This is a genomic window from Streptomyces sp. NPDC006655 (assembly GCF_040703965.1).
Taxonomy (GTDB): domain Bacteria; phylum Actinomycetota; class Actinomycetes; order Streptomycetales; family Streptomycetaceae; genus Streptomyces.
Genome location: NZ_JBEYJU010000007.1, coordinates 117,003 through 135,150 on the forward strand (window position 1 = coordinate 117,003; position 18,148 = coordinate 135,150).

Sequence of the window (18,148 nt, forward strand, 5' to 3'; positions counted from 1 at the left end):
CCGCATGACAGCCGAGCGAACCGCCCCCGCCGTGCCGACCTCCACCTACCGGCTCCAGCTCCAGCCCGACTTCCCCTTCTCGGCCGCCGAGGCCGCGGTGCCCTACCTCGCCTCGCTCGGTGTCTCCCACCTCCATCTCTCCCCCGTCCTGGAGGCCGTCCCCGGCTCCACGCACGGCTACGACGTCGTCGACCACGCGCGCGTGCGCGAGGAGCTCGGCGGCGAGGACGGGCTCCGGGCGCTCTCGGGCACCGCGCGGGCGCACGGTCTCGGTCTCGTCGTGGACATCGTGCCGAACCACATGGCCATGTCGCCCCGGCACAACCACGCCCTGTGGGAGGTGCTGCGGGAGGGCCCGAAGTCGCCGTACGCGCGCTGGTTCGACGTCGACTGGGAGGCGCAGGGCGGACAGCTGCTGCTACCGGTGCTCGGCGCGCCGGTCGGCGAGGTGCTCGGGCAGCTCGCGGTCGACGGTGAGGTGCTGCGCTACCACGAGCACGCCTTCCCGCTCCGCGAGGGCACCGCCGGTCTTCCGCTGCCGGAACTGCTGGACGCCCAGTGGTACCGCCCGGTGTGGTGGCGGCTGGCCCGGACGGAGCTGAACTACCGGCGGTTCTTCAGCATCTCGGAGCTGATCGGGGTGCGGGTGGAGGACCCCGAGGTGTTCGACGCCACCCACGCCAAGATCCTCCAGCTGCTGCACGAGGGCGTGCTGGACGGGCTGCGGATCGACCACCCCGACGGGCTCGCCGACCCCACCGGCTATCTCGCCCGGCTGCACGAGGCGACCGGCGGGCGCTGGACGGTGGTGGAGAAGATCCTGGCCGACGGCGAGCACCTGCCGGCCGCCTGGCCGGTCGCCGGGACCACCGGGTACGACGCGCTGCGGCACGTGGACGGCCTGTTCACGGACCCCTCGGGGGCTGGTGAACTCCTCGGCCACTACCGGCGGTTCGCGGCCCCGGCGAGCGACCGCGGCGGCGACTGGGAGGCGACGGTCCGGCGGGCGGCGTACCAGGTGGTCACCCATGAGCTGGCCACCGAGACGGAGCGGCTGACGCGGGTGGCCACGCGGGTGTGCGCGGCGTCGCCGGACCCCGCGCTGCGCGACCGGGCGCCGTGGGCGCTGCGCACGGCCCTCCAGGAGCTGCTGGTACGGCTGCGCGTGTACCGGCCGTACGGCGCCGCCGACGCGGCCGCCGTGGTCACGGAGCAGGCCGCCGAGGAGGCCCGGCGGGAGTTCCTGGTGCCCGAGGAGGGCGGCGCGGTGGACGTGGTGCGCCGACTGCTGGTGGCCGGGGACGCGCCGGGCTCCGACGAGCTGCGTACGCGGTTCGCGCAGACCGCCTCGGCGTTGCGCGCCAAGTCCGTGGAGGACACGGCGTTCTACCGCTACGTGCCGCTGCCGGCGGCGAACGAGGTGGGCGGCGACCCGGGCCGTCCGGGCGTCTCCCCCGACGCCTTCCACGCGTACTGCGCGCGCGTGCAGCGCGACTGGCCGCTCACCGGGACGGTGGTGACGACGCACGACACCAAGCGCAGCGCCGACGTGCGCGCGGCACTGGCGGTGCTGACGGAGTGTCCGGAGCGCTGGGCGGACGTGCTCGCCGAGGTGACCGCGGAGGACGGGGGCGCGCCGGACGCACAGCTGGCCTGGGCCGCCTGGCAGACGGTGTTCGGACTCGGTCCGGCCGCCCCGGAGCGGGTGCGGGGGGCGTTGCTGAAGCATGTGCGCGAGGCCGGCCTGCACACGAGCTGGACGGAGCAGGAGCCGTCGTACGAGGAGGCGGTGGACTCGTTCGTCGCGGCGGGGCCGTGCGGGGCGCCGGGCGGGCGGGTGGCGGCCTTCCGCGCGTCGCTGGCCGAGCCGGTCCGGGCGAACGTGCTCGGCACGGCGCTGGTCCACCTGACGATGCCGGGGGTGCCGGACGTCTATCAGGGCACGGAGGGCGAGTTCCGGGCGCTGGTGGACCCGGACAACCGTCGTCCGGTGGCGTTCCCGCCCGCCGGTCCGGGCGAGAAGGACGCGGTGACGGCGGCGGCGCTGCGGCTGCGGGCGCGGCGGCCGGACGTCTTCGGCGACGCGGCGACGTACACCACGTTGGCGGCCGAGGGCCCGGCGGCGGCGCACTGTGTGGCGTTCGCGCGCTCCGGTGCGGTGGTCACGGCGGTGACCCGGCTGTCGCTCCGGCTGGCCGCGGCGGGCGGCTGGCGGGACACGGTCCTGCCGCTGCCGCCGGGCCGGTGGGCCGACGTGCTGGCGCCGGGCCGGGAGTTCACGGGGCACGCGCGCGTGGCCGACTTGTTCGAAGGACTGCCGGTGGCGCTGCTGGAGCGCGTGGACGACTGAGGCACACGCCCATGAATTCACCCGCAAGAATCCATCCGTAAGAGTGAATTTGAAGCATGCTTGAGGTGTTGCTCGCGCCGGTGGCGCGCGGCTCGCGTCGAGGCTGGGCGCGCGGAGCCCGTCCGCGCCCCGGCCGCGCTCCGCGAGCCTGCCCGCGACGACGGCCCGGAGAGACCACCGGACATGCCTTCGGGCGCCCCCCGGAGCCTCCCCGGGGAGGTTCTTGACAGTTCACCTATCCCGTGGGGGACTGGGAAAAGCGAAGCAGGGCGGACAAGACGGGGGTGAGTCTCCTGCCGGAGCTGCGTTACCCCAGCGTTCCCGAACTGGTCGCGACCGCCCGGGCACTGGCCGCTCTGCGGCCCGGCCTGTGCAGGTTGCGGCAGATCGGCGTCTCCCGTGCGGGCAGACCGCTGCACCTGCTCTCCGTGGGACACGCCCCGCGGGCCGTGCTGGTGGTCGCGGGCGCCCACGCCAACGAGCCGACCGGGGGCGGCACGCTCCAGGCACTGGCCGAGCGGGTGCTGAACGAACGCGGGCTGCGGACCGAGACCTCCTGGCACTTCCTGCTGTGCGCGGACCCGGACGGCGCGAGTCTCCACGTCACTCCGGCGCCGCGCAGCCTGTTCGACTACCACCTCGGCTTCTACCGGCCGTCGGGTCCCGAGCAGCCGGAGTGGTCGCCTTCGGTGCTGCCGCCCGACCGCCTGCCGCCCGAGACCGTGGCCCTGCTCGGGGTGATCGACGAGCTGCGCCCCTACCTCCAGGTGTCCCTGCACGGCACCGATCTGGGCGGCAGCTGGGTGCAGCTGACGAGGGACGTACCGGGGCTCGCCGAGCCGTTCGCCAAGTCCGCCGCGGAGCTGCACATCCCGGTGGAGACGGGTGCCTCGGACGCCGCGGGCTGGCCGGCCTCCGGGCCCGGCGTGCGGGTGATGCCGGAACCCGGGGCGGGGCTGGCGTACCCGAGCATGCCGGACGACGCACGGCACAGCACCTGGTACCACGCGCACCGCTACGGCGGTCTGACGGCGGTGGTGGAGGTGCCGATGTGGGCGAGCGACCTGGTCGACGACCCGGCGCCGCACCCGGCGCCGGCGGCGGCGATGCGGCGGCTGGCACGGCGGTTGCTGCGGGACTCGCGGGAGGTGGAGCGGGTGCTCGCCGAGGCGCTGCCGCGGCTGGACGGCCCGGACGGGCCGCTGCTGCGGGCGGCCCGGTGGGTACTGGGGCTCATCCCCGGGCTGGCGCAGGACTGGATCCTGCGGCCGCCGATCGACACCACCAGGGCGTACATCGGCAGCGTGGACGCCTTCGGGCGGCGGCTGCCGCTACGGGCGGCGTCCATGCTGCTGCGGGTGCTGCGGGAGGCGGACGACCGCGCGGCGCCGCCCCTGGAGGAGCTGGTGGCCTCCTGGTGCGACGCGTACGCGGTGCGTTTCCAGGCCCGCTGGGTGCCGTTGGAGCGCCAGGTGGAGCACCAGTCCCGGACGGTGCTGGCGGCCGCGCAGCACGCACGCGAGCAGGCGGCGTGACACCAGGGGCCCGGCGGCTCGGACCGGTCAGGCCGGCCGGGCAGAGCGGGCGGGTCGGGCCGGCCGGGCAGAGCGGGCGGGTCAGGCCGGCCGGGCAGAGCGGGCGGGTCGGGCCGGCCGGGCAGAGCGGGCGGGTCAGGCCGGCCGGGCCGACCGGGTGGGCTCAGTCCAGGGCTCAGTCAAGGGCGAAGACCGGCCCCGTGCGGGACGCCAGCACGCAGCCGTTGGAGAACCTCTCCCGGTACTCGATCGGCCGGCCGTTCCACTCTCCGCGCGCCTGGGCGGTCACCGGTGCGTAGACCATCGGGCACATCGCGCCCTTGACCGGGGCGAGACGCGCGATGTCACCGCCCACCGAGTCCAGTGCGGCACAGGCGTCGGCCGCGCGTGCGTACCCCTGGGGCGGGTCGCACAGGAGCAGCGCACCGCGCGTGGCGGAGGCCGCGTCGCCCCGGGTGACGGTCAGGTACAGGTAGTCGCCGCCGCCCGTGGGGCGCGGTGCGACGGCCTGGGCGGGGGCGGCGGCGAGCAGGGCGGCGGACACCAGCAGGGCACCGCAGGTCGCTGTCGCTTTGCTGAGACGGGTCATTCCCCGTGCATCGGCAGGACGGACTCGCTCCCCCAGCCCGGCTCACCCGAACGAGCGGCCACGCGCGCGTGGCGGTGCGCCAGTTCGAACGCGCTCAGGACCACCCGGGTCTGGTACTCGGCCTGGCGTGCGACCGGGATCCACCGGGCGCCCAGGTTGTCCTGGTAGTCCGCGCACCAGGTGTCGATCAGCCGGTCCAGGTCGGGCAGGGCGCCGGCCGGGTCCCGCCCCGCGCCGCGCAGCAGCCGGTGCAGCAGCCCGGCGGTGCGCAGGGCCAGCCGGCGCCCCGCGATGCGCAGGGCGGCCAGGTGGGCGGTGCTGAGCGGGGGCAACGGCCGGGCGCTGCGGGCGTCGGTGCCGGGGTCCCAGGCGTGGGCGAGGCCGGGACCGACGAGCAGGTAGTCGTCGATCGGCGCGAGCAGCCGGGCCACGTCCGGTGTCGCGGCCAGCTGGGGCCTGATCCGGGCCAGGACGGCGTCGAGGAGGACCGTGTCGTGGCGCAGGGTCCGGCTGACGGCGCGCAGCGTCGCGTCCCGGTCGGCGGGCGGCGCGCCGTCCTGGACGGCGGCCACGCCCCACATGGGTGCCTCGACGATGGCGGTGACGGTGCCGTGCCGGTGCGGGTGGAACCAGGTGGACTCGACGGCCGCCTCGGTGATGGCGGCGGCCAGGTCGCCGCGCCGGGGCGGTGGCACGCGGTAGACGGCAGGACCCAGGGTGGGCCAGTACAGGGTGTCGTAGGCGCCGAGTTCCCGGGGGATGCCGAGCCGGGTCGCCGTGTGCGCGACACGCTGGGCGAGCCCCGGCAGGTCGCGGGTCAGCTCGACGAAGCCGCCGCCGACGTCGACGCCGTGCAGCGAGCACTGGAGGAAGGGCCGCAGTTCGTCCTGGAGGCCGAGCAGCACCCGGGTCTCGGGCAGGGCCACGGCGTCCGGCCCCTCGGGAAGCCATTCGGGCTGTTCCAGGAAGCCGGGCCGGAAGAAGTTCCGGAAGTAGTGGCCGAGGGTGTACGGGCCCGCCAGCCAGCCCTCGTTGCGGCGGGAGCCGTCCGGGTCGAGGCAGAGCAGCAGGTTCCAGGTGACGTCGGCGTCCTCGGTGAGCCGGTTGTCGGCGAGGACCCGGTCGGCGAGGCGCAGCACGGTCGCGCCGCCGACGGGTTCGTTGGCGTGCGGGCCGGCGACGACGAGGGCGTGCCGGGCGCCGTGACCGATGGAAAGCAGCCACATCGGGGTGCCCGCGCGGGAGGTCCCGACCCTCCGCAGCCGGGCGTCCCGGGGGCGGTCGGCGACCAGCGCGGCCGCCCGGGAGGCCAGTTCGTCGACGGACGGGTAGCGGAGGAGGGGCGGCAGGACACACACCTCCACAAAGCGGTGCCGTCGGTTCACATGATGTGCAAGGGGTACACACAGTCAGTCACGACTCGGGAGGTACGTCAACACCACTGCCGACAAACACTTTTCGGCCAACCCCTACGACGAGGGGGTCAGGAGCTCGCGAGCCGGAAGCACATCCGGCCGAAGCCGACCTGGTCGCCCTCGCGCACGACGGCGGCGCCGGTCACCCGGCGGCCGTTCACGGTCGTGCCGTTGGTGGAGCCGAGGTCCCTGAGGACCCACAGGCCGCCCTGGTGGCGGAGTTCGGCGTGCACCCGGGAGACGGTCTCGTGGTTGAGCCGCAGGCCGTTGGCGGGGTCCCGGCCGATGCGCAGCGGGTGGCCGTGGCCCGGGTGCGGCAGCAGCAGCTTGGGCAGCCGCTCGGCCTGCCAGGCCCGGCGCAGCCGTACGGTGAAGCCGGAGACGGCCTCGACGGTGCCGAAGAGCAGGCGCGCGAAGCGGCTCTCCTGGGGCAGGTCGGCGGTGAGCGCGGCGAGTTCGTCCGCGCGACGGGCGGCGAGCGCCAGCTCCATGCGGCGCACGAAGGTGTCGTGCGACAGCCGTCCCATGGCGACGCCGTCCCGCAACACGCTCAGCACCTTGTCGCGCTCCGCGTCGGACAGCCGCGCCGGGTATGTGTTGAACTCGAAGGACGACGTCACGCAGCCGATTCTGGGTCAGTGAACCCCGGGTGTCCAGAAAACGGGAAAACGGCCGTCACGCGCGCGTACGTACGGCGACACCCGCTGGGAAAGGGCCGATTCAAAAGCGGACTGATCTCTTTCGCGGCACGATGGGAGGACTACCTCACGATGAGCCAGACGAAGGGGACCGTCCGTGCAGTTCGAGGTGTGGGCACCGCAGGCAGACCGGGTGACGCTCCATTGCGACGGCGCCACGCGCGCGATGGGGCGTGATCCACGGCGGTCCGGCTGGTGGGCCGCGGAGGCGGCCGCCGAGGACGGCACCCGGTACGGGTTCGCGGTGGACGACGGTCCCGTGCTGCCCGACCCGCGCTCGCGCCGCCAGCCGGACGGGCCGGACGGGCTCAGCGCGGTCGTCGACCACGGCCGGTACGAGTGGCGGGCCGCCTGGCCGGGCCGTGGGCTGCCGGGCGCGGTGCTCTACGAGCTGCACGTGGGCACCTACACCCCCGAGGGCACCCTGGACGCGGCCGCGGACCGGCTGGAGCACCTGGTGGAACTGGGCGTCACCCACGTGGAGTTGATGCCGGTGTGCCCGTTCCCCGGTCGGCACGGCTGGGGGTACGAAGGCGTCTCCCTCTGGGCGGTGCACGAGCCGTACGGCGGCCCCGAGTCACTGAAACGGTTTGTCGACCGGGCACACGCGCTGGGACTCGGCGTCGTCCTGGACGTCGTGCACAACCACCTCGGGCCGTCCGGCAACTACCTGCCCGCGTTCGGGCCCTACTTCACCGAGACGCACCACACGCCGTGGGGCGCGGCGGTCAACCTGGACGCGCCCGGTTCCGACGAGGTACGCGCGTACCTGGTGGGCAGCGCGCTGGCCTGGCTGCGCGACTACCGCGTCGACGGGCTGCGTCTGGACGCGGTGCACGCCCTGTGCGACACGCGCGCGTGCCACTTCCTCGAGGAGCTGTCGGCCGCGGTGGCGGCCCTCGCGGCCGAGTCGGACCGTCCGCTGTTCCTCGTCGGCGAGTCCGATCTGAACGACCCCAGGGTCATCACCGCGCGCGCGGAGCACGGGTTCGGCCTCGACGCGCAGTGGAACGACGACTTCCATCACGCCCTGCACACCGCGCTGACCGGCGAGTCGCAGGGCTACTACGCCGACTTCGCACGTGACCCGTTCGCCGCCCTGGCCAAGACGCTCACCGGCGGCTACTTCCACGACGGCACCTACTCCAGCTTCCGGGGCCGCCACCACGGCCGTCCGCTGGACCGTGCGCGGGTGGCCGGGCACCGGCTGCTCGGCTACACCCAGACCCACGACCAGGTCGGCAACCGCGCCCAGGGCGACCGGCTCTCGGCGTCCCTCTCCCCCGGCCTGCTGGCCTGCGCCGCCACACTGACGCTCACGGCGCCGTTCACGCCGATGCTGTTCATGGGCGAGGAGTGGGCGGCCGGCACCCCCTGGCAGTTCTTCACCGACCACACGGACCCGGATCTGGCGGAGGCGGTACGACGGGGCAGGCGCCGGGAGTTCGCGACGCACGGCTGGGCGGAGGAGGACGTGCCCGATCCGCAGGACCCGGCGACGCGGGAACGGTCCTGCCTGGACTGGTCGGAACCGGGACGCGAGCCGCACGCGCGCGTACTGGCCTGGTACCGCAGGCTGATCGCCCTGCGCCACGAACAGCCCGACCTCACCGACCCCGACCTCGCGGACACCAAGGTGGCGTACGACGGGGCGGCCCGCTGGCTGGCGTTCCGCCGCGGGGACGTACGGGTGGCGGTGAACCTGGGCGCGTCGCAGGCCGCCATCCCGCTCGGCACCGGCCGGGTGGAGGTCCTGGCCGCGTGGGACCCGGTGACGGTACCGGACGCCGACGGGGTGTTGCGGGTACCGGGCGAGTCCTGCGTGGTGCTGACACAGGCGTGAACGCGGCCGCGTGCCCGGCTGTGGGGCGCGGATGCGGGGCCGGCGGGTTGGCTTGGCGGGTTGGCTTGGCGGGTGGTCGTGCGTGGGGGGCTACGGTTCCTCGTCGGGCTCGGTGGCCTCGCGCAGTTCCGTCACCCGTTCCAGGAGGATCGTCTCCCAGGCGTGCCGGAGCTGGGCGCGCAGCAGCGGCAGGGGGCTGTCGTCGCGGCCTTCGAGGCGGTCGGTGAGGCGGATGACGGTGTCGCAGCGGGCCAGCCACAGACCGCGCAGGCAGGGGCGGGCACCGTACCCGGCGAGCGTGGCCGCACGGACGGCCGCGCCGGAGCCGACCGCGAGGGCGAGGCCGGCGATGTCCTCGGCCGGGTCACCGATCGCCGTGTCGGTCCAGTCGAGGACTCCGCGCACCCTGCCGTCGGCGCTGACCACCAGGTGCTCGCCCTTGAGGTCGTGGTGGGCCAGGACGGCCGTACCGGGCTGTGCGGCGAGCTGGGCCGCGCCGGGCCGGGTGAGCTGGTGCAGCCGGGCGGGGTCGAACTCGTCGGCCGCGGTGAGGCGTTCCGCGGAGGCCACGGCCATCCGGCGCAGCGCCTCCAGGGAGCGCGGCGCGGCGCGGGGCACACCGAGCGTCTCGGCCTGCCGCACGGGCACCTCACGCAGCCCGGTGAGCAGCCCGGCCAGATCGTCCTCGCCCACCGCGGAGACGTCGTGCTCCTCGGCCGTGCCGCCGGGGATCACGGTGTCCAGCGTGTAGGTCAGTCCCGGCGACCACTCGCCGTGTGCGACGCTGGCCGGGACGGCGACGGGCAGGTGCGGGCGTACCAGGTCACGCAGGCGCAGCTCGCGGCGTTGGCGCACGGCGGCGTCGCGGTCCGGGGCGAGGCGCAGCACATGGCGGGCGCCGACCCACCAGGTGGAGTGCTCGCCCCCCTCCGCGACGGGCCGGATCTCGGGTCCGGAGGCAGCGTCCGCGCTCTCCTTGAGCAGCGAACGGACCAGTCGGCGGACGGTGTCCGCGGTGGGAGTCGGTGCCTGGGTCATGGGTCGCGCCGTTGCCGTTCGGGGTGGGTGGGGGCGAGGTGGTGCTCCAGGGGCCTGGGCCGGTGCCGGGGCGGTCAGCCCACGACGACCATCTCGCGGGTGGTGTTGTTGAAACGACGTCCGCCTTCGTCGGTCACCGTGACGATGTCCTCGATCCGCACGCCGAAGCGGCCGGGCAGATAGATGCCGGGCTCCACGGAGAAGCACATCCCGGGCACGAGCGGTTGCTCCTCGCCCTCGATCATGTACGGCGGCTCGTGCGTCGTGACGCCGATGCCGTGGCCCGTGCGGTGGATGAAGAACTCGCCGTACCCGGCGTCGGTGATGACCGCGCGGGCGGCCCGGTCGACCTCCTGGCAGGCGACGCCGGGGCGTACGGCCCGGCAGCCGGCCTCCTGGGCGGCCCGTACGACGTCGTGCACCTCGCGTTCCTCCGCGGTCGGCGGACCCACGTGCACGGTGCGGGTGGTGTCGGAGCCGTAGCCGTCCCTGAGGCCGCCGAAGTCGAGGACGACCATGTCGCCGTCGCGGATGACGCGGTCGCCGACCTCGTGGTGCGGGTTGGCGCCGTTGGGACCCGAGCCGACGATGGTGAAGTCGACCTGTTCGTGGCCGAAGCGGCGCAGCAGGTCGGCGAGGTCGTGGCCGACGTCGGACTCGCGGCGGCCGGCGAAGGGAACCTCGCGGATCTCCTCGAACGTCTCGTCGGCGGCGGCTCCGGCGGCCGCGAGGAGTTCCAGCTCGGCGGCGTCCTTCACGGCGCGGAGCATGGGCAGCGCGTCGGTGAGGGAGGCGTACTCGGTGCCCGGGAGGGTCTTCTGGAGACCCAGCAGGTGCATGGCCCAGGCGTTGTCGCTGATCCCGAACCGGCCGGTGGTGCCGAGCAGGTCCGCGGTGACCGCGTAGGGGTCCTTGCCGTCGGTCCAGTCCCGCAGGGTGAGGGCCGGCGCGCCCTCGGCCTTCTCGGCGTCCGGGGCCTCCAGGGTGGGGACGACCAGGACCGGCTCCCGGCCGGGGGTGAGGACGAGGAGGGTGAGCCGTTCGGTGACGGCGGTGGGGGTGTAGCCGGTGAGCCACACCATGTCGGGGCCCGGGGCGATCAGGAGGCCGGCGAGTCCGGCGTCCGCCGCGGTGTGCGCCGCGCGCGTCATGCGGGCCCGGTAGTCGTCGGCGGTGAAGGGCGCGGGCTTGCTGCCGGTCATCCAGGGCCTCCTTGCGCGGGTGAGGGGGCGGTACGGCCTCGGGGAGCATCCTGCCGGGTGTCGCGGGGCGGCGCGAGCCGGTTTGCGCGGAAAGGCCGTCGTGTGCCACGGCGCCGGCCCGGCCCGCGCCCCCTGGTGGCTCAGGTCACGACACCGGGCACCACCGTGAGCTGCTGGTACGCCCCGCTCTCGTGGCGCACCGTGAGCTTCACCTCCTGCCCCGGACGGGCGCCGGTCACCGCCCGTGCCAGGTCGGCGGCGCTGTCGATCCTCGTACCGCCGAGCTGGAGCAGTACGTCGCCCCGCACCAGGCCCGCCGTGTAGCCCGGGCCGGGCACGTGGACGCCCACCACCACGGCTCCCGCCCTGTCGGCGTCCACCACCTCCACTCCCAGCGTCGCGGCGACCGACCACGACGGGCTCGGGGTGCCGGACGGGGCGGCGGCCCCCGACGTCGGCGGCGGGGCCGGGCGGTGCGGCTCGGCCGGATCGCGCATGCCGATCACCGTGGCGCCTGCCGCGCCCAGTCCGACGCCGGACAGCACCAGGACCGTGCCGGCCAGCAGGCCCAGCAGCAGGTTGCGGATCCGGCGGCCGCGGCGGCGCGCGGCGTGCGGGCGCCGGACCGGCTCGGGTGGGGGGTCGCCCCCGCGTTCCTGACCGGGGATCGGCTTGGGACGCAAAACGGTCTGTTCCATGGTTCGCCTCCAGCCCCAGCCCTACCCGGCGCACGCGGGCGCGACGATTCACGAACGAGTGAGACTGTCGCCGGGTGGACGGTGGAAGGGGGCGTGTCAGGACCCACCCGCGCCGCAGACCCACCCGCGCCGCAGACCCACCCGCGCCGCGGACGCAGCCGCGACTGGGCGAGCTGCCGCAGGCAGAGCGCGCCCAGCGCCTGTACACCGCCGCTGCTCTGCAGGCAGGGGCGGGGGCCCCGTACCGGCCCGTCAGCGGACGCCGAGCCTCGGGGCGAGCGGTGGGTGGTCCGGGAGGAAGCCGTGGGCACGGCGGGCCAGGTGGTCCGGCTTGTAGCGGTCGACGTGCCGGTGCCAGTTGAGGATGCCCGCCATCCAGTTCTGCAGCTCCTGGACGTATGCCCCCATGGCCTCGCGGGCCTCGGCCGACAGTGCGAAGTCGTCGCACACCACGGGGAGTTCGTTCGCGACGACGTGCTCGAACTGCTGCATGCGCTGGGTCATCAGGTCGTGCACGACCCGGAGCGCGGTCGGGTGGTCGACGCCGAAGAAGTTCTGGACGACGAGGATCGCGTTGTGGAGCTCGCCCTCGTACTGGATCTCCTTCTGGTAGGAGAAGACGTCGTTGACGAGCATGCCGTAGTCGGTGGCGGCGTTCTCCAGGGAGCGGACCGGGCCGCTGCGGTAGACCTCCGGGGGGACGGCGGGGGCGTGGCCGCGGCGGGCCAGGCTCAGGGTGAGTTCCGAGCCGAACGTGGCCCGACGCATCTCCAGGTAGTCGACGGGGTCGGGGATGCGGTGCTGGAGGTGGTTGGACATCTCCCAGAGCCAGCTCTCGGTCATCTCGTCGACGGACCGCTTGAGGGCGATCCGGTCCTCGGGTCCCATCCCGGCGGTGGTGCGGGCCCACAGGTCGGCCAGCCCGCGTTCCATCCCGGTGACGGGGACGGGTACGGGCTCGTCGGCGACGGGCATGCAGGCGGAGAGACGGGCCGTGGCGAGCCGGGCGCCGGCCAGGTCACCGCGGGTGCCGAAGACGAGCGGGTAGTAGTCGTCGGCGTAGGTGCCCCAGGCCAGCCACCGGGAGGCGAGGTCGAGTTCGGCGGGGGTGGCGTCCGGGTCGAGACCTGCGGCGCAGAGCACGAGGTCCGCGGCGGCGAGCTTGTCCTCGTCCCAGACGCCCTCGGCGAGCATGCCGGTGGTGTGCATCCACGCGGTCAGCCGGGGCCGGGCGGCGTCGAGGTGCGGACTGATTTCCACCTCGTAGGGCATGTGGAAGTCGGGCAGCGGGGTGGGGCCGACCTGTTGGAAGGGCACGTGGGAGTAGGCGCGCAGACGCTCCGCGGCGGCCGTGGCGAGCAGGGTGCCGACGTCCGCGGCCGACGTGCCGGGGCCGGTCGGGCTCTGCCAGGGGGCGGCCGGTGAGGCGGCGCCCTGGTTCATGTAGCGGCTGGAGCGCAGGTGCCATTCGTGGCCGCCGGACTGCCAGTCCTGCAGCCCCTTGGTGTAAGCGGCGATCGCGGCGGTCTGCTGGGGGGCGAGGCCCTTCTCGGCGGCGAGCGCGGGCACTTCGGTGAGGGCGGTGTGCTCGAACTGGTGGAGGCGGGAGGTGAGGATGTCGTTGACCGTGTCGGCGGCCTCCTGGGTGGAGCAGTCGAAGAAGGTCTCCAGGACCAGCACGCCGTTGCTGTTCTCGCCCTCGTCCTCCACCTCCCGCTGGTAGGAGAACAGGTCGTTGCGCAGGTGGACGGCGTCGGCGAAGGTCTCCATCAGCACCCGCAGCGGCCGCGAGCCGGCGACGGCGGCGGGCACCTCCGCCGTGGCGTACTCGACGAGCCCCGCCGACCAGGGAGCGCCGCCGACCTTGCGGCGCATCTCGATGTACTCGACGGGGTTGGCGATCCGCCCCTCGTTGATGTTGGCCAGCTCCCACATCGACTCGTTCAGCAGGTGCTCGGTGGCGACCGAGAACCTGCGGCGCCAGTCGGCCGACATCGCGGGCACGGTGCGCCGCCACAGGTCGGCGAGGCCCGCCTCGACGGGGTTCTGCGGTTCCGGCACGGGTGTCGACAGGTCGAGCGGCATGAACAGCGGGAGCCGGTCCAGGTGGGCCTTGCCCGCGGCGCGGTCCTGGGTGCGCTTGTACATGTCGAGGAAGTGGTCGTCGAAGAAGAACACCCACACGTACCAGTCGGTGATCAGCGACAGGGCGGGTCCGTCGCAGTCGGGGTGGGTGTAACTGCAGAGCAGGCCGTAGTCGTGTGCCTCCAGGTCGGCCCGTGTCCAGATCCCGGAGCCCTCCAGCATGCCCATCTCCCGGGCCCACTCGGCGGAATGGGCCCGGGCCTCCTCCAGGTGCGGGTTGAGCCGCGCGGGGTACGGCATGTAGAAGTGCGGGAGTTCGAACGGCTGCGTCATGGCCGGGCCCTACCCGCACGCCCCGACGGCCATCCCGGCCAGGGGACATGATCACACCATCGCGTGAACCGGTGCGGTTCCGGTGACTTCACCGGCCCCGTGGTGTTCCGGTGTCCGCCGCCGGGTCCGTGCCGCGCCGCGCCGCGCGGGCCACCGGGGTCGTACGACCGCCCGGCTCCCGTTGCGCGCGTGCTACGCCCGGGCCCCCGACGGCCGCGCGTTGACCTGGATCAGGGCATGGGTGCCGGCCGTCCGCCAACGCCGGCCCTCGGCCGCGTCCAGGGCCGCCACGGTGTCCGCGGCGAGGCCGGTGACGACGTCCGACTTGAGGGTGCGCAGCGCGGCCACCGGTCCCGGGAACCAGTCCGTGACGTCGGCGAAGGGGGTGGTCGGCGGCCAGAGACGATCGCCGACCAGGCGGCGGTAGTTGAGGTCCCCCTTGAAGATCGTCAGCGCGGCGGAGGCGAACTCGGCGCGCAGGTCGCCCGGCATCTCGGCGTACGGCAGCGGGTCGCAGGAGAACGGATGGGCGCGCACGGCGAGGCGGCCGTCGGCCATGGCGGACCAGAGGGTACGGCCGTACCGTGCCGCGGCCCCCGGGGCGGCGGTGAGCCTGCGCAGGGCGTCGAGCACGTCGGCGGTGGTGGCGTCGGAGACGTAGTAGGGGTACGGCTTGACGTGCAGGACCGCGCGGTCCGCGCCCGCGGTGTCCAGGAGGTGGGCGATCAGCAACAGGTCGGGGACGAGCTCACGGCCCGCGTTGTCGGCGACCAGGCACAGCGTGCCGCCCCGCAGCAGCGGCCGGAGGGCGGCGCTGTCGTCGGCGACCAGGGCGAGGTCGGCCTCGCCCGACTCGGCGGCGAGACGGAAGCCGAGGTCCGCGCGGTTGCCCCAGAGCGAGCCGTGCAGCAGGGCGGGGCCGGGGTCGTCGTCGAGGGCGTCGAGGGCGGCCAGTTCGTCGTCGGTCTCCCGGGAGTCGAGTTCGGCGAGCTTGACCGGTCGGAACGGGTCGATGCCCTGCCAGGGCCCGGGGTCGAAGTAGCCGACGGCGCCGAGGAGACGGCGGTAGAACCAGCTCTCGGACCACAGCCACGGCACGTCGAACCAGGAGCGTCCGGCGTAGGTGTCGAGTCCTTGGTCGCGCCACACGTCGGCGTCGCCCGGCAGGGGTTCGATGACGCCCTCGGTGCAGTTGAGCAGCAGTTCGTCGAGGGCGCGCCGCTGTTCGGGTCCGTACGGGAAGGCGTCCCGCACCTGGCGGATGATCGCGGGGTGCCGCTCGGCCAGCACGCTGCGCGGGAACGGGCCGGTGGTACCGAGGATCACGGGTGCGGCGGCGGAGTCGGGCATGTGCGCCACGCTATCGCGCGCGCTGTCCGGCTCCGCCGAACCGGGAGTGCCGGTCACACCGTTCTGGATCACGCCGTTCTGGATCACGCGGTGCTGGATCACGCGGTGCTGGTCACGCGATTCTGATCTCGCGCTCCAGCTGGGTGGCGAGGGTCAGGTAGCGGGCGCGCCGGTGCACCGGGACCAGGCTGCGGATCATCAGATGCCACATCTCCGCGACCCGGCGCGGCAGCCGGGCCACCGGCTCCAGGTTGCGGCCGGCCACCCGGGTACCGACGAAGAAGCAGACCAGCGAGTGCGCGACCGCGCCCACGTCTATGTCCGGGTGCACGTCGGACTCCTTGACCGCGCCCGTGAGTTTGCGGGTGGCGAACTCCAGCCACTCCGTGAACGGGTGTCTGAGCGGCGGCTTCACGGAGACGTCGGCGGTGGCGAGCCGCAGGCCGGCGCGCGGGATCGGGCCGTCGACGGAGAGCCGGGCGATGGCGAACGTGGTGCGCATCAGGGCCTCCAGCGAGGAGTAGCCGCGGCTGTCCATCTCGCGCACCAACTGGCTGGAGGTGCGGGACTGGAGCTCCATGATGGCGTGCGCAAGGTCCTCCTTGGCGGCGAAGTGGAAGTAGAGCGCCCCCTTGGTGACCCTCGCGTGTTCGACGATCTCGCTCAGGCTGGTGGATTCATAGCCGTGCCGGTCGAAAAGGTCGGCGGCGGCCGTGATGATCGTGGCGCGGGTCTGCTCCGCGCGTAACTGCCTCGCCATCGACTCAACGCTCCTTCACGGCTTACGGCACTGCGTTTTCAAACCGACGGGGCATGCGGTTTGTTTTTCACCCCGTGCACACGATAGCTCACCGTGCGGCAGCGGGAGGCAACTGTGCGGACCTGGTGACGGACACGTGTGCACGGCACGCCCGACCGCCCGATCGGCGTCCACCGTGCACAAACGGACGAGAGCAGAACGCGCCCCTCCCTCGTGTTCGTACCGGTTTCCCGAAACGGTGCGGGCGGTGTGGCGCACAGCGGTGATCGCCACGATACGAGCCGGACGGTTGGTTCTCAATGCCGCCCGGTACGTCCAGGGGGAAGTCCATAAGGGGACGAGCCGGTCGGCGGCGGATACTTCGCCCGGCGCTGTGATCAACCGCACTGAACGGTGCGCCCACGATGTCCGTACTCACTCGGCACACCCCGTACCCGCGCCTGCCGAGGAGACGTCCCGGATGACCCGGACGACCGTCCAGTTGAGAGTCGTGGGAGCCGCCGTGGCGGCTCCGCTGCTACTGCTGTCGTGGGCGGCGGGGTCCGCCCGGGCGCACGGCGCGCCCACCGATCCCGTCAGCCGTGCCTACGCCTGCTCGCCCAGTGGCGGCAGCGCCACGGCGGCGGCCTGCAAGGCGGCGATCGCGGCGAGCGGCCAGAACTTCGTCACCTGGGACGACCTTCGGGTGGCGGGGGTGAACGGTCGGGACCGGCAGGTGATTCCGGACGGGAGACTGTGCAGCGGCAACCTGCCGGCGTACCGGGGGCTCGACCTGGCGCGCGCGGACTGGCCCGCGACCCGGCTGACGCCGGGCGCGCGGATGACGATGACGTACACCTCGACGATCGCGCACAACGGCACGTTCAAGCTGTATCTGACGAAGCCGGGCTACGACCCGTCGAAGCCGCTCACGTGGTCGGATCTGCCGACGCGGCCCTTCGCCGAGGTGAAGGACCCGCCGCTGACGAACGGCGCGTACCACTTCGGCGCGAAGCTGCCGGCCGACCGGACGGGACGCCAGCTGCTGTACACGATCTGGCAGAACAGCAGCACGCCGGACACCTACTACTCGTGTTCCGACGTGGTGTTCACGACGAAGAAGGCAGCCGGCGGGGCGACGGGCGGCACGCGGGCCCAGGCCGGTGGCGCGTCGACTCCCACCGCCGCGCCGAGCGCCGAGCCCTCGGCGCGGAAGACGGCGGCGGCGGCCCCGGTCGCCCCAACGACCGGAACCACCACCGCCGCCGACAGTGTTCCGGTGGCCTCCGACACCGCCTCCGGATCGGGCCCGTCGGCGCCACTGGTGGCGGGCGGCGCCGCCGCGGTGCTGGTGCTCACCGGGGGCGCCGCCCTGGCGTTGCGTCTGCGACGACGCTGACGCCTTGTGTCAGGACGTCAGTTCACGAAGACGGCCGCGCCGTTGTCGGTGACCGGGGCGTACTTCGCGGTGAAGTAGCCGGCGGACGGGCAGAGCGACGAGCCGGAGGTCTTGGTGAACGCCTGGTTGCTGAAGTTGACGCTGTTGTCGCTGTTGTCGGTCGTGCCGTTCAGGCCGGCGGCCTGGTAGACACAGGTGATGCTGCCCAGCAGGGTGGTGAGCTTGACCGTGGTCTGGATGGTCGATCCGCTCGCCGGGGTGACCGCGAGCGCGCCGCCCGAGGCGACCGCGTTGGCGTAGGGCAGGTGGTCGACCGTGATGCTGGAGACGCCGGTCACACCGAGCACGTTGCTGGTGCAGTTGCCGAAGGTCTGCCCGGTGACCGACTCGGTGGCGGTGCCGGAGGCCGCCGGGTTGTCCGTGACCGTCGCGGTGAAGGTCGAGGTCGAGCACTTGATGCCGCTGGTGCTGGTCGCGCTGGAGTAGAGGGTGGCGGAAGTGCCTCCGGCCAGCGACGCGCTGAGGGTGTCACCGACGGCGACGGCGGTGCCGCCGGCGCTGCCCGTGGTCAGCACCGCGCCGTCCGCGGAGGCCGGGACGGTGGCCGCGACGGAGAGGGCGACGACGGTACCTGCGAGGGCAAGAAGGGATCGCGTACGCATGCGGGTTTGCCTCTTTCTTAGGGGGACTTGCGTGAGGTGGGGTGGGGGGTTCGAGGGGGCGCACGTGCGCGGCGCCAGCCGTCACCGGCCCGTGACGCCTTCTCCGTACGTCACGGGCCGGCAACGGCAGCCGGGCCGGACCGGCCGGAAACCTGGGGGGGTTGGGCCTCCGGCCGGACCGGTTGAGGGCGTTCGGGCACAGCCCCTGGGGG

General features: G+C 73.7%; 14 protein-coding genes. 4 read left to right on the top strand and 10 right to left on the bottom strand.

Going from position 1 to position 18,148, the window contains the following annotated elements; genetic code table 11:
- Window positions 1-4: 4 nt before the first annotated feature.
- Window positions 5-2,350 (top strand): malto-oligosyltrehalose synthase, encoded by a 2,346-nt coding sequence (gene treY / locus AB0958_RS06250; RefSeq protein ID WP_366889120.1) that lies wholly within the window; start codon window positions 5-7, stop codon window positions 2,348-2,350.
- Between the two features lie 284 nt (window positions 2,351-2,634).
- The gene (locus AB0958_RS06255) at window positions 2,635-3,885 is read left to right on the top strand and encodes a M14 family zinc carboxypeptidase (protein ID WP_366889121.1); all 1,251 of its coding nucleotides are present in this window, start codon (window positions 2,635-2,637) and stop codon (window positions 3,883-3,885) included.
- Between the two features lie 175 nt (window positions 3,886-4,060).
- On the opposite strand, the gene AB0958_RS06260 is transcribed toward AB0958_RS06255, so the two are convergent.
- From AB0958_RS06260 to AB0958_RS06270, 3 genes are all read right to left on the bottom strand, one after another.
- Entirely contained in the window at window positions 4,061-4,474 is a 414-nt protein-coding gene (locus AB0958_RS06260) for an SSI family serine proteinase inhibitor (protein ID WP_366889122.1), read from the bottom strand.
- The gene (locus AB0958_RS06265) at window positions 4,471-5,838 is read right to left on the bottom strand and encodes a M14 family zinc carboxypeptidase (protein ID WP_366889188.1); all 1,368 of its coding nucleotides are present in this window, start codon (window positions 5,836-5,838) and stop codon (window positions 4,471-4,473) included. The genes AB0958_RS06260 and AB0958_RS06265 overlap by 4 nt, the downstream gene beginning before the upstream one ends.
- Before the next feature lie 119 nt (window positions 5,839-5,957).
- Complete coding sequence (locus AB0958_RS06270) at window positions 5,958-6,509, bottom strand: DUF1707 and FHA domain-containing protein (protein WP_366889123.1); 552 nt, start codon at window positions 6,507-6,509, stop codon at window positions 5,958-5,960.
- A gap of 175 nt (window positions 6,510-6,684) precedes the next feature.
- On the opposite strand from AB0958_RS06270, the gene treZ reads away from it, so the two are divergent.
- A complete protein-coding gene (treZ, locus tag AB0958_RS06275; protein WP_366889124.1) occupies window positions 6,685-8,430 on the top strand; it encodes a malto-oligosyltrehalose trehalohydrolase in 1,746 nt (581 codons plus the stop codon).
- A 90-nt stretch (window positions 8,431-8,520) separates the two neighbouring features.
- Here treZ and AB0958_RS06280 read toward each other — a convergent pair whose 3' ends face one another.
- The 6 genes from AB0958_RS06280 to AB0958_RS06305 all read right to left on the bottom strand — a co-directional run bounded on the left by AB0958_RS06280 (window position 8,521) and on the right by AB0958_RS06305 (window position 15,896).
- The gene (locus tag AB0958_RS06280) at window positions 8,521-9,468 is read right to left on the bottom strand and encodes an aminoglycoside phosphotransferase family protein (RefSeq protein WP_366889125.1); all 948 of its coding nucleotides are present in this window, start codon (window positions 9,466-9,468) and stop codon (window positions 8,521-8,523) included.
- A gap of 74 nt (window positions 9,469-9,542) precedes the next feature.
- The gene (locus AB0958_RS06285; RefSeq protein ID WP_366889126.1) at window positions 9,543-10,670 is read right to left on the bottom strand and encodes an aminopeptidase P family protein; all 1,128 of its coding nucleotides are present in this window, start codon (window positions 10,668-10,670) and stop codon (window positions 9,543-9,545) included.
- 140 nt (window positions 10,671-10,810) lie between these two features.
- Window positions 10,811-11,368 (bottom strand): PDZ domain-containing protein, encoded by a 558-nt coding sequence (locus AB0958_RS06290; protein ID WP_366889127.1) that lies wholly within the window; start codon window positions 11,366-11,368, stop codon window positions 10,811-10,813.
- A 252-nt stretch (window positions 11,369-11,620) separates the two neighbouring features.
- The gene (gene cyc2 / locus AB0958_RS06295; protein ID WP_366889128.1) at window positions 11,621-13,786 is read right to left on the bottom strand and encodes a germacradienol/geosmin synthase Cyc2; all 2,166 of its coding nucleotides are present in this window, start codon (window positions 13,784-13,786) and stop codon (window positions 11,621-11,623) included.
- Between the two features lie 192 nt (window positions 13,787-13,978).
- Window positions 13,979-15,136, bottom strand: coding sequence for a damage-control phosphatase ARMT1 family protein (locus tag AB0958_RS06300; RefSeq protein WP_366889130.1), 1,158 nt, complete (start codon window positions 15,134-15,136; stop codon window positions 13,979-13,981).
- Between the two features lie 112 nt (window positions 15,137-15,248).
- Window positions 15,249-15,896, bottom strand: a complete 648-nt coding sequence (locus AB0958_RS06305) for a ScbR family autoregulator-binding transcription factor (protein WP_366889132.1) — start codon at window positions 15,894-15,896, stop codon at window positions 15,249-15,251.
- Between the two features lie 460 nt (window positions 15,897-16,356).
- On the opposite strand from AB0958_RS06305, the gene AB0958_RS06310 reads away from it, so the two are divergent.
- Window positions 16,357-17,274 carry a lytic polysaccharide monooxygenase gene (locus AB0958_RS06310; protein ID WP_366889133.1) on the top strand — a complete coding sequence of 306 codons (918 nt, stop codon included), beginning with the start codon at window positions 16,357-16,359 and terminating at the stop codon, window positions 17,272-17,274.
- Between the two features lie 17 nt (window positions 17,275-17,291).
- Here AB0958_RS06310 and AB0958_RS06315 read toward each other — a convergent pair whose 3' ends face one another.
- Entirely contained in the window at window positions 17,292-17,936 is a 645-nt protein-coding gene (locus tag AB0958_RS06315) for a Tat pathway signal sequence domain protein (protein ID WP_366889134.1), read from the bottom strand.
- Window positions 17,937-18,148: the final 212 nt, after the last annotated feature.

Bases quoted from the DNA above. Each gene is read 5' to 3' on its own strand.
- AB0958_RS06300 (WP_366889130.1), bottom strand. From the start codon at position 15,136: ATGCCCGACTCCGCCGCCGCACCCGTGATCCTCGGTACCACCGGCCCG.
- AB0958_RS06290 (WP_366889127.1), bottom strand. From the start codon at position 11,368: ATGGAACAGACCGTTTTGCGTCCCAAGCCGATCCCCGGTCAGGAACGC.
- AB0958_RS06315 (WP_366889134.1), bottom strand. From the start codon at position 17,936: ATGCGTACGCGATCCCTTCTTGCCCTCGCAGGTACCGTCGTCGCCCTC.
- AB0958_RS06260 (WP_366889122.1), bottom strand. From the start codon at position 4,474: ATGACCCGTCTCAGCAAAGCGACAGCGACCTGCGGTGCCCTGCTGGTG.
- cyc2 (WP_366889128.1), bottom strand. From the start codon at position 13,786: ATGACGCAGCCGTTCGAACTCCCGCACTTCTACATGCCGTACCCCGCG.
- AB0958_RS06310 (WP_366889133.1), top strand. From the start codon at position 16,357: ATGACCCGGACGACCGTCCAGTTGAGAGTCGTGGGAGCCGCCGTGGCG.
- AB0958_RS06285 (WP_366889126.1), bottom strand. From the start codon at position 10,670: ATGACCGGCAGCAAGCCCGCGCCCTTCACCGCCGACGACTACCGGGCC.
- AB0958_RS06305 (WP_366889132.1), bottom strand. From the start codon at position 15,896: ATGGCGAGGCAGTTACGCGCGGAGCAGACCCGCGCCACGATCATCACG.
- treY (WP_366889120.1), top strand. From the start codon at position 5: ATGACAGCCGAGCGAACCGCCCCCGCCGTGCCGACCTCCACCTACCGG.
- AB0958_RS06280 (WP_366889125.1), bottom strand. From the start codon at position 9,468: ATGACCCAGGCACCGACTCCCACCGCGGACACCGTCCGCCGACTGGTC.